This is a genomic window from Salsuginibacillus kocurii DSM 18087, from assembly GCF_000377705.1.
Classification (GTDB): domain Bacteria; phylum Bacillota; class Bacilli; order Bacillales; family Marinococcaceae; genus Salsuginibacillus; species Salsuginibacillus kocurii.
On the sequence record NZ_KB898627.1, the window covers coordinates 208,060 to 221,711 of the forward strand.

The following is a 13,652-nucleotide window of genomic DNA, read 5'->3' on the forward strand; positions in this document are numbered from 1 at the left end:
ATCAACCATCTCTATAACAGAGCATAACATAAAGAAAACGTGGTAAAGCCAAGCCTACGGCATAGGCTGAGCCTTCGTTGCACGTAAACCGTTTCCTTCAACTATTTATACATTCTTGTTTAAATAAAAAAACCTGTCCTCCACCAGTTTCAATAGAGAGGACAGGTTCTAGTTCATATGATGTCGTTAGAAGTTAGCAGCTACTTTGGTTGCTTCTTGCAATCCATCTTGAACAATTTCTTCAGCTTTTCCTGGGAACTGGTTATGGCCTTCGATGATAACGCTGGAACGCTCTTCGATCCCCAAGAATCCGAGGATTGTTTCCACGTAATTAACTGCCATTTCCATTGATGCTGCTGCTCCTTCTGAGTAAATCCCGCCGCGGGCATTGAGAAGGACAACCTTCTTGTCGTTAAGCAGTCCAACTGGTCCTTCTTCGGTATAACGGAACGTAGTACCAGCTTGGCACAAGTAATCAAAATACGTGTGAAGCACGGCTGGAACGCTAAAGTTCCAAAGTGGGAAAGCAAGAACGACTTTATCGGCTTCTAAGAATTGATTCAAATAACCTGTCACCAAATCAGCTGCTTCCTGCTCTTCGCTTGTTAACTCAAGGTCTTTGGCTTTTTTAAACATGCCATTAATTTTATCCACGCTGTAATAAGGCAAATTTTCTTCAAAAAGATCTAATTCTTCAATCTCATCGTTCGGATGCGTTTTTTCATACTCCGCCTTAAACGAATTATACATTTGCAAGCTTACTGCCTGATCATCCGGTCGAGAGTTTGCTTTGATAAATAATACTTTTGCCATAAATATATACCTCCTGGTAATTTTATACATTTAGTTGTTATAGCAACTATTGGAACTAAATAGGTTCCTAGCATCTACTTAGAAACATTTTGCTGCATTTTTTTCAATACAGTCCTGACCATTTGCAGCTCTTCTTCACTGATGCCTTGTACGACAGCATGATGAAATTCCTCGGCTATAGGAGTAACTTTTTCACCTAATTCACTTCCTTCTTCTGTTAAATAAAGACGGAGTGAACGACGATCTAAGTCATCTGGTACACGCTCAAGAAACCCTTTGTCAGCTAAACTCGCTGCCATTCGGGCAATGTTTGTTTTGTCTTTCTTTAAGCGTGCAGCAATTTCATTTTGCGTATAGCCATCCTGTTCCCAAAGAATCATCATAATTAAATTTTGTTCAGGCGCCAGGTTATACGGAGCGAGCTTTTCTTTAATAAAACTCGTGAGCATTAAATCTGTTTCGTGCAGAAAAATACTAATGTAATCTTCTAGCCGCAAATCCATTAAAATCCTCCACATTTAGTTGCTATACATACTATCAGTTGCTAAGTATAAAAAGAAATAGAAAAAAAGTCAACTAATAAGTACCTCCCCCCCCACTACAGTATAGCACTGGGGACAGCGAGGTGCTTCAATTGCGCAGTCTTGCCTTCCGCTTGTGCAGTGACGAGGACGTAGTGCGGTGTCACGCGTTTTCCCTCCTGTATTTGCGATACAGGAGTAGCGCAACCGAATCACCCAGTTTTCATATGAGGTCTAGAATAGGGGGCTGCCCTTTTGGGACAGCCCCACATATTGCCCCGATTTTATTTTTTAACTACCGGGATCCAAATCTCGCTGGCGTTATCCACACTCGCTAATAGTTCTGGTCCTTCTGCCAACTCATATGTTGCTGTTGGCAGCCACTCGCTATAAATTCTTTCCCAATTCGATTCCACCACTTCCCAAGATCCTTCCACTGTAAAAACAGCCCAAGTAAAAGCAGGAACATGAAGAACTGAGTAGCCTTCTGCCTGCTGAGCAGTGGTCACCGCTCCAATATACTGCTCCAAGGTAGCATTGCCATCCTTTTGTTCCGAATAATCAGCCGTGACATGAACAATGCCTGCGGGTTCTCCAGATGACAACTGTTCCATTTCAGCATATGTCTCATCTGCAATGGCGTTTACAATTTCATCATAACTCGGAGACAGCTCACCATTTATCATCTTTAATTGATGCTTTACACCTGCAACGTGAAACGCTTCCTTCTGCACAATACGATAATTCATTTCTGTTCCTCCCTTAATGGTCAATTGGAAGGTAAGGCGTGGATATGCTTTTAAGGTACCTTCTTCATTCCGCCCTTCGGTTGGCGTTACTCCGTGCATGTTTTGAAAAGCCCGTGTAAATGCATCCGGTGAATGATACCCATACTTCATGGCCACATCAATTACTCTTACATTTTGTTCTTGTAAATCAAAGGCTGCCAGTGTCAACCGTCTGCGCCGTACGTATTCTGACAGCGGAATACCAGCCAGCAGGGAAAAAAGTCGCTTGAAGTGATACTCTGAACAGTACGCTTGCCTGGCAGCTTCCTTATAATCAATCTCTGCGGTTATGTGCTCCTCAATATAGCGGAGGGCCTCATTCATCCGTTTTAACACATCCATCACCTAACCTCCTTTCACTTAAGATTATAGCAAGCAGAGCTCCACCTTCCCCGACAATTCGTGCGCTCTACTGCAAGGAAGAAATGAAAAATCCTAGCTGCATAAGTTACCCCTGGTGCTAGAAAACACCAGGGGTGAAATACTTCATTTTTTACGACCAGCGTGAAGTAACCATTTTGCGGCGGGTATAGAAATTAACCCCATCCTGGCCGTTGGCGTGAAGGTCACCGTAGAATGACTTTTTCCAGCCGGAGAATGGGAAGAAGGCCATTGGGGCTGGCACATTAACGTTTACACCTAGCATGCCAACTTCAATATCTTCACGGAACTGGCGGACTGCGTTACCGCTAGAAGTATAAAGAACAGAGCCATTACCAAATTCAGATTGGTTGGTCACTTCAATGGCTTCGGTTAAATCTTTCACTCTCACAATTGAAAGGACAGGCGCAAAGATTTCTTTTTCCCATACATTCATATCTGTTGTCACTTCATCAAAGATCGTTGCACCGAGGTAGAATCCTGGCGGGAGGTTTTCTTGAACATCCAGGCGCCCGTCGCGCACTAGCTTAGCTCCTTCTTGTTCTGCTTCATCAATGGCTTTGTGAACTTTTTGTAAGTGAGTGTCACGGATGACAGGACCAAGCGTTACGTTCGAATTAATCCCTTCACCCAGGGTCAGCTTATCTGCTGCCTGCTTCAAATTCTCAATCACTTCATCAGCAATATCTTCAGTAACAACGACTACAGAAGTCGCCATGCAACGTTGACCGGCGCTGCCGAAGGCTCCACCGATAATTCCATCAATTGTTTTATCCATATCGCAATCGCCAAGAACGATGGAGTGATTTTTAGCCCCGGCTAACGCTTGAACACGCTTCCCATGGTCGGCACCCGTCTTATAAACATGCTCAGCTACTGGCTGCGAGCCGACAAAAGAAATTGCATCCACTTCTTCGTGCTCAAGTAAGCCGTTTACGACATCGTGAGCTCCGTGGACAATGTTAAGCACACCTTCCGGTAAGCCGGCTTCCATAAAGAGCTCGACAAGTTTTTCCGCGAGTAGCGGTGTTTGTTCTGATGGTTTTAACACGAAGGTGTTTCCACAAGCAATAGCGAGCGGGAACATCCAGCATGGCACCATCATTGGGAAGTTAAACGGCGTAATTCCTCCAACTACCCCTACTGGATAACGATACATGCCTGATTCAATGTTTGTGGCAATGTCAGGGAGTATTTCGCCTTTCATTAAATTTGGCGCTCCAGAAGCGAATTCTACACATTCAATGCCCCGCTGTACTTCGCCATACGCATCGTCATAAGTCTTGCCATTTTCAAGGGTAATCAATTCAGCCAATTCTTCGTAGTGATCCATCAATAGCTGGTGGTACTTGAACAAAATACGAGCACGCTTCGGTACAGGCGTCTTTTTCCAAGATTGATAGGCTTGTCTTGCCGTGTTTACGGCCTGGTCCACGTCTTCTTTTGTAGAAATCGGCACTCTAGCGATTTCTTCACCTGTCGCTGGGTTTGGCACACTTTGATAGTTTTCTGCTTTTGATTCTACCCATTCTCCATTAATGAAATTTTTCAGATTCGTTTCTTTTCGTGCTACTGTCATAAATCATACTCCCTTTCAGATTATTTTCTACTTTCAATTATAAACCAAAAATCCGTGGAGAAAGATTCTTATCAACTCGTTATAAGAGTGAGTAAAGAATTACAGCTATCAACATAGCAACCATTGGCACGATAACGCTTACAAGAAAGATAGGCTTATATGCATTTCTATGAGTTTCCCCACAAATCGCTCTCACCGTTGTCACTACATAGCCATTGTGAGGCAGTGAATCCAAGCCGCCAGAAGCTAAGGCTGAAATCCGATGCATCGCACCAGGATCAAGGCCTTTTGCTAAATAAATAGGAGCTAAGATCGGTAAAGCAATACCTAGTCCACCTGAAGCTGATCCTGTTAACCCACAAATTACTGTAACAGCAATAGCTAACCCTAATAAAGGAGGACCATCCAAGTTGACCAGTACATCAATGAATGTTTGAAAAGAGGATACCTGGGCCGCTACACTACCAAACCCTACTACAGCACATGTGTTGGCAATCGCTACGAGAGAGTTTTGCGCACCGGCAGCTAGTGAATTCCAGTATTCAGTAACAAACTTTAGGTTAAATACCCATGTAGCTACAATTCCCATCACTAATGCGACTAATGCTGCTGTTTTTGTAGGCATATAGAATGAAAGAACATTTAATACCCCGATGACAATAACTAGAGGAAGGATCGCAAATATAGGTTTGGGCAACTTTTTATCAGCATAGCCATCAGCAGCTGCTGCAATTTCAACTGATTTTTCTTGGGTATAAAATGGACTAGAAGGTGGCACTTCAAACGTCTCTCCTTGTGCGACTGCTTTTCGCACTAGGTGTCTTAACCAAAGACCGCCAACCGTCATAATGAATAAGCCAGTAAATACTCCTACAAACCCGCCTGCTGTCGGTGTGGTTTGAAAATGCTCAGCAGGTATCAAGTTTTGAATTTCTGGTGAACCTGGCGAGGTCATCGTAAATGAAATCGACCCAAATACTAAAGCTGCCGGAATAAAACGATGCGGGTAGTTAGCAATCCGGAACAACGACACGGCTATCGGATATACTGTAAACCCGACTACAAATAGACTAACTCCACCATACGTCATAATCGCACAGGCACCAACTACAGCAAACACTGCCCATTGCGGGCCCATCGTCCGCCGTACTGTTTCAGCGATAGATTCAGCTGAGTTCGTATCCTGCATGACCTTACCGAAAATAGCTCCTAGTAAAAAGATCAAAAACCATTCAGCAAAATAGCCTGTAAACCCTTCCATATAATAAACAGATAAAGCAGTGTTTAAATGAATTTCACCGGTGAAGGCCAGAAGGATAGAAGAGAGTAATGCGGCTATGATGATATTAATGCCTCTCATAACAAGTATAATTAGCAAGGCCAATGAAGCAAATAACCCGATAAAACTTAACATGGTACCTCTCCATTCTTTAGCATTTCGTCACCTTATTACACGTGTGCATATTCGTAACCAAAAGCTGTTTCATAGAGAGATATAATTTCTTCTTTAGTGGGTACTTTCGGGTTATTTGCAGGGCTTCCGCTTTCAAGTGCATCATCTGCCATTTTATCTAAAGCAGTGTTAAACTCTTCTTCACCTACTCCCCAGTCTTTTAAATTAGGGATATCTAATTGTTTGCACAGAGAGAGAACGGTATGGACTACCTTTTCTGAGAGTTCTAGTTCTGTAAGCCTTTTCAATTCAGGGAATAAATACAACCCTATTTCGGCTAAACGCTCCCGGCACTCCACCTTGGAATATTCCAATACAGCCGGAAGCAGCATCGCATTTGAAATTCCATGCGGAACATGAAATAAAGCTCCAATCGGACGAGACATACCGTGCACCAAACAAACAGAAGAGTTAGAAAAGGCCATGCCCGCCTGCATTGAAGCATAAATCATTTCATCGCGAGCTTCTACATTTTCACCGTTTTGGTACGCTTCTAAAATATGTTCGGTAATTCGTTTAATCGCTGATAAAGCAAGGTCATCCGTAAATGCATGCGCTTTCTTTGAAATGTAAGCTTCTAACGCATGAGTCAGCGCATCTACCCCTGTAGCAGCAGTTGTGCTTTTCGGAGAAGTAATCGTTAAATACGGGTCAACAATGGCTATCTCCGGCATAAAAGCCTGCTGTTTAATCATCATTTTAACGTCTGTTTTTGTATTGGTGATAACGGTTACATCTGTAGCCTCAGATCCTGTCCCTGCTGTCGTAGGAATGGCTACCAGCGGAAGTGGATTGTCTGTAGCTGTTGTCTTGTCTTGAACATAATCACTAATTTCTCCACCATTTGTAGCTAATACAGCGACAGCTTTTGCCGTATCAATACAACTTCCACCGCCTAAAGCTATAATAACGTCACACTTATTTGTTTGTATGAGTTCTAACGCTTCATGTACATAATGGTCAGTTGGTTCTGAACGAACCCCTAAATAATCAAAATACGTGACTCCCTTTTCCTCAAGGTAACTATGGCACTCTTTAACCAATCCTAAATCGTACATGACTTGGTCACTTATGATGAGTGCTTTATTTCCTACTTTCTTTACTTCTTCGCCTACTGTTTTAAAACTACCTTGTCCATAATTAATACTCCTAGGCAAATTGACTTGTGAGCAGGGCACATATAAAACCTCCTTTTTCTTCGTCACACTATATGATTGCAAATAGTGTGCCAATTCTACAAAAGGAGCAATAGCCACGTATTTAGTTTTTAATCCTCTGTTCGATGCCCCCGCAAACCACTGAACCGAAGCAACGTAGAGGTGATGAGCATACGTGTAAAAATTTATATTAGTAATCTCTTGTTTGTTGCCGCTGAAGCTATTGCCCAAAAAGAGTGTATATAAAAATCTACACATGCGTGCAACATATGTAGATTTTTATATACAGTATAGCTGAAGCTGGTATTCTTTTATTTTCTTATATAAGGTGGTGCGGTGAATCCCTAATTGTTTGGCTGCTTTCGTTTTATTCCCCTCAGCTTCTGCTAAAGCTGCTTCAATTACTGCTTTTTCATGTTCTCCTCGTTCTTTTTTTATCGGAGGGAGATTTGTGCCGGCCTCTATGCTGTTTTCATGCGCTTGCAAATAATCCGGCAAATCTTGGTGTCTGATTTTGTCTGTGTCTACTAGCGTGAGTAATTGTTCGACTACATTTACCAATTCGCGAATATTACCAGGCCACTCATAGCTCATAAGAGCAGACATTGCCTTCTTTTCCAATAGTTTCGGGCTTACCTGGTGCTTTTTCGCGGCCGTCTGCACATGGTATTCAATTAAATCTGGAATATCTGCTTTTCGATTTCGCAGTGGGGGAATTTGAATACGGATGACATGCAACCTATAATAAAGGTCCTCCCTAAACTCGCCACTCTTAATTTTTTCTGCTAAATCTTGATTAGTAGCAGCAATAATACGCACATCAAGGGGAATAAAGTGGCTGCCTCCCACTCGTACAACCTCTTCTTCTTCTAACACCCTTAACATCTTCGTTTGCATTTGCAAAGGCATATCGCCAATCTCATCTAAAAAGAGTGTACCGCCGTTTGCGATTTCAAACTTTCCCGGCTGACCGCCTTTTTTGGCTCCTGTAAAGGCACCTTCTTCATATCCAAATAATTCCGCTTCCAATAACTGTTCTGGAATTGCAGCGCAATTGATGCTTACAAAAGACGCTTCTTCTCTTTTACTCATGTTGTGAATGGATTGAGCAAACATTTCTTTACCTGTGCCACTTTCCCCCGTAATCAATACAGTTGCTTTTGTTTGTGCAGCTTTCCTCGCTTTACTTTTACTTACCTGCAACGCACTGCTTTCACCGATCATATTTTCAAAGGTATATTTCTTTCGGTTTTGACCGCTTGCTACTATTTCTTTGGCGGGAGATGCAGCTGTTTGAATTTGTGTCGCGTTTTCTAAAATGCGGTATAGATCAGTTACACCTTCGAAAATGAGCATCCCAATGGCACCTATGACGTGATTATCTTTCCAGATTGGAATGCGGTGGACAATCATCTTTTGGCCTTGGATAATCTGCGTTTTTCCCCGTTCAGGAATACCAGTTTCGACGGTTTTATGTAGTTGGGTGTTTTCGATTACTTCAGTAACGCTTCTTCCATTTACATCTTCATCTGGCTTTATCCCTAAAAAATTTCGATAAGCTTCATTCATCTTTTGAATGTTAGCGTCTGCATCCACAACTGCCACGCCTTCATAAGCAGTTTCAAGCACCACACTCAATATTTCTGCATTATGCTTGCTAGATGAACTGAATGCTTTATAAGCGTCCAGAATTTGTGCGGAGTTTACGGTGCCAACCAGCTTATGATCATAATTAACCACAGGGAGTGTCTTTTGCTGAGTAGGTAAATCTAGTACAGAGTCATCTGGAAAACTAACGGTTGTCGCTTCGATCCAACGATCTTCAACCTTTTGATCCAACGCGAAGCCACTTTGCAACAGTTCATTAACTTTTTCTTGGGTGATAAGCCCTTCCACTTCATGATCACGAGAAATAACAATCAGATCTTGTCCCTTGCTGAGAGTTAACATTTCCAGCACATGGCTCAGCTGCCGATTGTCGACCATTAAAATATAAGGCGTCTCCATCCAATGTTTCACTTCATAACCTACTTCGCTGCTATGGGCATTTGCAAACGATAATCGATCCATCGGCTGACTCATTTTACCTTCTCCCCTTTGTTTCCGAGCTTATTCTTGGCTGCACGTGCTTTTGATTGCGAAAGTATACATTTAGCCAACAGAAATGAGAGCCACTTCTTTCCCTTGGACGATAGTTGCTTCCATTATATCACTTGATAAAATCTTTATGAGAAACGTTATATGACCTCCTCGTTTCTTATTTTTCTAACCAATGTGTCCTTAGATATTTACAGCCCCCCATTTAAAAAACAGCTCCGGATAAAATACCGAAGCTGTTTTTTAGAGCACTAATGAGTTTGTTTGCCATGCTTAGTTTTGTATATTTTTTAGTGTGATTCGGCCTCGGCCTCTTTCGCAAGCAATAAACAGCCTACAATGCCAGAACGTCCTTCTAATCCAGGTGTTACAATATATGATTCTAAATCATCAGTCGGAACATAGCCTCCCATGAAGGTTTTGAATTCTTCATGAATTAGAGGCAGAAGATGAGGTTGCTGCATCACGCCTCCCCCTAAAATAATCCGTTCTGGTCGTAAAACCAGTGTATAGCTTACGAGGGCCTGGGCTAAATAATGGGCTTCTAAACGCCATACCTCTTCCTTGTCAGCCAATGTTTGAGCTTTAGCTCCGTATCTCGCTTCGATTGCCGGCCCCGCTGCCAACCCTTCTAAACAGTTGCTGTGATAAGGGCACGCCCCTTCGTACTTATCATCTGGATGTTTCTGTACCATAATATGACCCATCTCAGGATGACCATGCCCTTCTAATATGCGGCCGTCAATAATCGCTCCGCCGCCAACACCTGTACCTACCGTTAAATACAGGCAGCTGTTCAGACCTTTGCCGCTTCCTTTATGATACTCACCATAAGCAGCAGCGTTTACATCAGTCGTCCAGGCCACCGGCACGTTATAACGTTCTGCCACATCCTGGCGCAGCGGATAATTCCCCCAATTCGGTTTTGGGGTCGAGGTAATGTAACCATACGTATCGGAAGATGTATTCACGTCTATTGGACCAAACGAGCCAATTCCAATGGATCGCAGTGAAAACTGATCAAAAAACGCAAATACTTCTTTCATTGTTTCAGGTGGTGTTGTTGTCGGGATTGTAACGCTATCCATTATGTCAAACGTATCAGGATTGGCGACACTACATACAAACTTTGTACCACCTGCTTCAATTGCTCCATAAACCATGCTTAGCAACAACCTTTCCTATTCGATTTCACTTCTGTATGTAAGAGGTTTTCTTTCCTCAAATCAAAGCGCTCCCTTCATTTTATACTGCTATGCTGAGACTTTCAATTCACCTATGCCGGCACATCTTTTCATAGGCTCACGCAGTAAAAAAGCAGAGGCTTTTATTTTCAGTATCTACTTTCCTTTTAACGATATCCTGTTCTACTGCACACTTCCTGTTTTATTCGTTGGATCAGAAGCGAAAGACATACCCTTCATGAACATAGAAAACCAAGCCTCCTACAAGGAACACGTCAAACGGGTCAATGACGAGGGAGCATTCATTCCCGGAATTTGGTAGCCTGAAGATGAGGAAGAGAGAAGAACGATGCAATTTCCTTTTCCAAGCTCTGAGGGGGGAGCTGCATACAAAAGATACCCAATAAGTGGATTCTAGCGTGTTTGATATAGAGAATAACTTTAAAGAGTTATTCAGCTAATTATGAGAATCATCATCTATTTTTTTAGGCGCTGTCTTTGTACTAGTACGCCCATACATGACATTAAAGCTACAACGAGTAAAAACACCCATCGCATGGACTCGTCTAAATCAGTCAAAACCGTAATTGGCGCCAACCTGTTGGTGAGCAGATTATTAAAATAACTATTTAAAAAGACAAAACTGTAAAATAGAAAGAAACCAGTAATAGCACCTGCTACAGCGCCATTTTTATACGGGGGCGCAGGAGTGAATTTTAGTAAAATGCAGCCGGCAATGATCAATAATATTTGGATTTCGTGCTTATTAAGTGCTCCGTCTATTAGTAAATCTATCAAATTACTAAACCAAATTACCCCGATAGTAACGAATAATAGTGCTTTAATGTTCCAATCGTTCCATTTTAAATAAAAAGTAACAAATAAGACGATAAAAATGACTGGCGACAACGCCAGGATACCTAGTAAATGAATAAGCCCATTAACTTGGCCAGGTTCTTGAAAGAAAATTCGATCAAAAATTGATATGGTCGCGAAAAAACCACACCACCCTATTATTAGCGTTGTACATAAAGCGAGTAATACTCTCACAGTAACCTTCCCTTCGATCATTCCTCTTGTAAGTCCTATCAAGTTGAACGACCAGTCCCGCCGGTTCCTTCAGATAGAGGATTAATTTCATAAAAAAACAGCCATGTACCAACAAGAGATGGCTGTTTTCAATCTCCCACTTATAGTTTTCCGGAACCACGTTCGACAACTGTGGCAAAGCTTATCGTATGTGCTTCTCTTCTCTATCGGATACTTTTTTCTCCACTACGCCACCAACTGCACTTGCAGTGATTAGAAAAAGAAGAGATGGTATAGACTCACCTAAAGGTAGACCAATAATTCCAGCATACAAAACCGTTTCATACCAGTGAGTACTTCCAAGTGCAAAAGGAAGTAACACCGTCACGCTATACCCTAAAGTAAACCCGAGCACAACACCCTTACCATAATCATTCCCTTTATGGCGAAGTAACAGAATAAAAGTAAGTATAGTTACAAGTAGCTGAATTCCCATAAAATCCGTAACAGGAACTCCTAAAAAATGAAGTCCATAGAAGATAAACCACGAAATGAGTCCCGATACCAACAGTTTTTGGACGTGCCAACGCTTGAAATTCCTCAAGAAAACAAACAAGAACACCAGCGAAGCAACTGGTAGTAGGACGAAAAAGCCACCGACCATAAAGCTTCCAACCAGACCAGCTGCAGGATCCGAACCAAATGGAGCAAACCGTTCATACATATTAAGTAAAAAGTAAGCGCTGAAACAAACAAAGTATACAGCTGTCAGCAAAGACGTAAGTAATTTCATCCATTGTTCTCCTTAACATGGTTTAGCAGTAAAGACAAAGCGTAACATACCCCGAAACAAGACAGCAATGAACGGGAACCCAAACATTTCAGTTCATTATTGTATCTCCCGTTTTATAGCGAGAATGATCCTCCCCTAATATCTCATCCTTTAATAGGCGAAGAGGTAGAAAAAGTTTAAGTTTTCTTCTCAGTTTTTTTGGCATATATACTAATACATATATACATTGCAAGCGCACTGTTTTTTTCTGAAAATTCAGTATAGTATCGCTAACTTTGTATAGGGAGGAAAATGAATGGATCGTTCAATTACCCACGCTTTAACTGGTGAAGTGATTACCTTTTTAGAAACTACAGCAGAGACAAATGGTGAATACTTATTGATTAAAGTAGACCTGCCACCTGGAGGTGATGGACCTCTCAAGCATTACCATTTAGCGTTCGAAGAAGCATTTGAAGTGATCGAAGGAGAACTTGAGTTAATCGTAGGAGATGAATTAATCATTTTAGAGGCAGGCGGAACAAGGACCGTACCAAAAACGGTGCATCACCAGTTTAAGAACGCTTCCGTCAATCAGCCAGTTAGCTTTCATGTGAAGATTACCCCTCCCCACGAATTCGAAGATTCTATGCGCATGCTATACGGAATTATTGCAGATGGTGAATCAAACAAAAAAGGGGCGCCAAAAAGCCTTTTGAAATCTGCTTTAATTCTAGACATGCAAGATACTAAACTCACGAAAATGCCTCTCCTGCTGCAAAATTTTCTTTTCAACATACTGGTGAAGAAAGCTAAGAAAAAAGGGATAGAGGCAGAACTGCGGCGTAAATATGTCCCGATCGAAAAACCACCCGAACATGCCTCTTAAATACAGCACCTGCTCTTCTTGCTAAAAAATGAATCTGGTAAAGGCGAATGTTGATAATTTAAAATAAGGTACGCTGTTGAACGTTTTCAACGAGCGCACCTTTTTTATTCTTCATTTCAGTTTGCATTTAGTTATTTGCAGCACCTTTTGATACTTCGCGCACAACATTTGCTGCTACTTCGGTGGCACCTTCATACCCTAAGTCACCGAGTGTAACAACGCCTTCTACCGTACTATTTTCTACTACTAAGAGTCGTTTGATCTGATGCTCCTGCATCAGGCGGGCTGCTTCTTCGACTTCCATGTTTGTCGTTCCAGTGATGACCTTCCTCGTCATAATGTCAGAAGCTTTCACTTGGTCAGAACTCCCTTTTGCCAAGCCTTTTACCACAATATCGCGATCGGTTACCACGCCTACATATTTATCATCTTCTGCCACCGGGACAAAACCTACATCTTCATCTCTCATGTGCTTGGCCAACGTTGCCAAATCATCAGACGAACTAGCTTCTCTTACTTTAGGTGTCATATACTCTTTTACTACACTCACAGTTGAACCACCTTTCTTAAGAGAGTCTTATGGTGCTATTTGTTGTAATTGCCAACTCAATAGATTCTCAAACGTTAATTTGGATGCTGAGCCTTTGTTATGGTTGACCTCAATAGAGTTAAGGCCCGGGCTAAGAGTCACACCATTGTAGTTTAAGAGCATCTATGATGGGCCTTTAGAGTGAGTATATATCGGTTTCTTCTATTATTAGAATGTGTATTAGAAAGCAAATCACTTTTTAATACAAAGTAAATCATGAGAACATTTGTCAAAGATTGTCTACCTTTAATACTCATGCAGGTGGAGCTACATCGATTATCCCATTGCAAACGGCTGTATTTTATTATGTTTTTCACTCCTCTTTAAACAGAAACAATCGCTTTTCTTTGTTTATTCCGCTTTTTCTTCTGCCCCCTGCCATTACTACTTTCTCCCTTAC

Annotated in this window: 12 protein-coding genes; 1 reads left to right on the forward strand and 11 read right to left on the reverse strand. The window is 41.8% G+C overall.

Annotation, left to right across the window (positions count from 1 at the left end; all coding sequences use genetic code 11):
• Positions 1-186: 186 nt before the first annotated feature.
• The 10 genes from D469_RS0111410 to D469_RS0111465 all read right to left on the reverse strand — a co-directional run bounded on the left by D469_RS0111410 (position 187) and on the right by D469_RS0111465 (position 11,795).
• The gene (locus D469_RS0111410; RefSeq protein WP_018923529.1) at positions 187-813 is read right to left on the reverse strand and encodes an FMN-dependent NADH-azoreductase; all 627 of its coding nucleotides are present in this window, start codon (positions 811-813) and stop codon (positions 187-189) included.
• Positions 814-887: 74 nt separating this feature from the next.
• A complete protein-coding gene (locus D469_RS0111415) occupies positions 888-1,316 on the reverse strand; it encodes a MarR family winged helix-turn-helix transcriptional regulator (protein WP_018923530.1) in 429 nt (142 codons plus the stop codon).
• A gap of 302 nt (positions 1,317-1,618) precedes the next feature.
• Positions 1,619-2,464 (reverse strand): AraC family transcriptional regulator, encoded by an 846-nt coding sequence (locus tag D469_RS0111425; RefSeq protein WP_018923532.1) that lies wholly within the window; start codon positions 2,462-2,464, stop codon positions 1,619-1,621.
• Positions 2,465-2,615: 151 nt separating this feature from the next.
• Positions 2,616-4,082: a CoA-acylating methylmalonate-semialdehyde dehydrogenase gene (locus D469_RS0111435; RefSeq protein ID WP_018923533.1), complete on the reverse strand. Its 1,467-nt coding sequence runs from the start codon at positions 4,080-4,082 to the stop codon at positions 2,616-2,618.
• A 79-nt stretch (positions 4,083-4,161) separates the two neighbouring features.
• The gene (locus tag D469_RS0111440) at positions 4,162-5,496 is read right to left on the reverse strand and encodes a GntP family permease (protein WP_018923534.1); all 1,335 of its coding nucleotides are present in this window, start codon (positions 5,494-5,496) and stop codon (positions 4,162-4,164) included.
• Between the two features lie 35 nt (positions 5,497-5,531).
• Positions 5,532-6,713: an iron-containing alcohol dehydrogenase gene (locus D469_RS0111445; RefSeq protein ID WP_018923535.1), complete on the reverse strand. Its 1,182-nt coding sequence runs from the start codon at positions 6,711-6,713 to the stop codon at positions 5,532-5,534.
• A gap of 258 nt (positions 6,714-6,971) precedes the next feature.
• A complete protein-coding gene (locus D469_RS0111450; protein WP_018923536.1) occupies positions 6,972-8,774 on the reverse strand; it encodes a sigma 54-interacting transcriptional regulator in 1,803 nt (600 codons plus the stop codon).
• Between the two features lie 305 nt (positions 8,775-9,079).
• Positions 9,080-9,952 (reverse strand): ROK family protein, encoded by an 873-nt coding sequence (locus D469_RS0111455; protein WP_018923537.1) that lies wholly within the window; start codon positions 9,950-9,952, stop codon positions 9,080-9,082.
• 498 nt (positions 9,953-10,450) lie between these two features.
• Positions 10,451-11,023, reverse strand: coding sequence for a hypothetical protein (locus D469_RS0111460; protein ID WP_156816976.1), 573 nt, complete (start codon positions 11,021-11,023; stop codon positions 10,451-10,453).
• 181 nt (positions 11,024-11,204) lie between these two features.
• Positions 11,205-11,795: a hypothetical protein gene (locus tag D469_RS0111465; RefSeq protein ID WP_018923539.1), complete on the reverse strand. Its 591-nt coding sequence runs from the start codon at positions 11,793-11,795 to the stop codon at positions 11,205-11,207.
• Between the two features lie 295 nt (positions 11,796-12,090).
• Here D469_RS0111465 and D469_RS0111470 point away from each other — a divergent pair, with 295 nt between their 5' ends.
• Positions 12,091-12,663 (forward strand): cupin domain-containing protein, encoded by a 573-nt coding sequence (locus tag D469_RS0111470; protein ID WP_018923540.1) that lies wholly within the window; start codon positions 12,091-12,093, stop codon positions 12,661-12,663.
• Positions 12,664-12,790: 127 nt separating this feature from the next.
• Here the strand turns inward: D469_RS0111470 and D469_RS0111475 are convergent, their stop codons facing one another.
• Positions 12,791-13,213 carry a CBS domain-containing protein gene (locus D469_RS0111475; RefSeq protein ID WP_018923541.1) on the reverse strand — a complete coding sequence of 141 codons (423 nt, stop codon included), beginning with the start codon at positions 13,211-13,213 and terminating at the stop codon, positions 12,791-12,793.
• Between the last annotated feature and the right edge of the window lie 439 nt (positions 13,214-13,652).